The sequence below is a fragment of the Psychrobacter sp. 1Y4 genome, assembly GCF_051847555.1.
The window spans coordinates 1-898 of record NZ_JBPYDE010000273.1; the positions used below are offsets into that span (position 1 = coordinate 1).

Here is an 898-nt window from a genome sequence, read left to right on the forward strand (position 1 = left end):
GAGCTGCGTCTCTCTGGGCTGAACTCTGTTAGCAAACGTCCCGGTTTAGGTATCAGCTTAGTTGCTTCTCTGGATGATCGTTATACCACCACGATTCGCCAATTATTGTCATCATCACTATCGGGTCGATTAGCCAATGAGACTGACAATACAAAGGATAGCGAGCCAAGCTCACGCATTTATCCTACCGGTCATCTACTGCTGACTGGTTTGATCAAACCAAGTGGTGATAGTGTGCTGGATGTACTGAGCAGTCGCCAGCTCGATATCCATCTATACAATCCATACCAAACTGAAACCGTCAACATTCTTAACGATAACTATCCGTTAGCAGCCAATTTCTCAGCAGGGTATGGAATGTGGCTGGCAGAAAACCAGTTGGATAGTGTGGGTTATTTGAACCTAATCACGCGCCAGCCAGATGCTCGTCTACCCAAACTGTTTATGCTCGAACCTTATGACCCTGACAAGCGTGTCATCATTATGCTGCATGGTTTAGCCTCTAGCCCAGCCACGTGGGTCAATCTCACCAACGATATTCTCAATGATGATAAGCTGCGCGACAATTACCAAGTTTGGCAAATATTTTATCCAACCAATTTGCCTATTTTAGAAAACCGCTATCAAATTCAGCAATTAATCAACACTACCTACAAGCAGACGGACCCGACGGGACAAAATCGCGCCAGTAAAAATAGCGTGATCATTAGCCACAGCATGGGAGCCATTATCGCGCGCATGATGCTGTCCGATGATAATTTGGTCGATGATTTGGACAGACTTGATGATCAAGACATTCTCTCTAGTAGTGAAAAACGGCAAATCCGCGATGCACTAAAAGAATCGTTTGGTGAAAAGGAATTAAAAAAACGGTTTGAGCTACAATCCTTGCCACAAG

At 44.8% G+C, this 898-nt stretch carries 1 protein-coding gene; it reads left to right on the forward strand.

What is annotated here, in order from left to right; translation table 11 throughout:
- The coding region (locus ACS8FC_RS15730) for an esterase/lipase family protein (protein WP_439297459.1) at positions 1-898 on the forward strand (898 nt) is incomplete at both ends.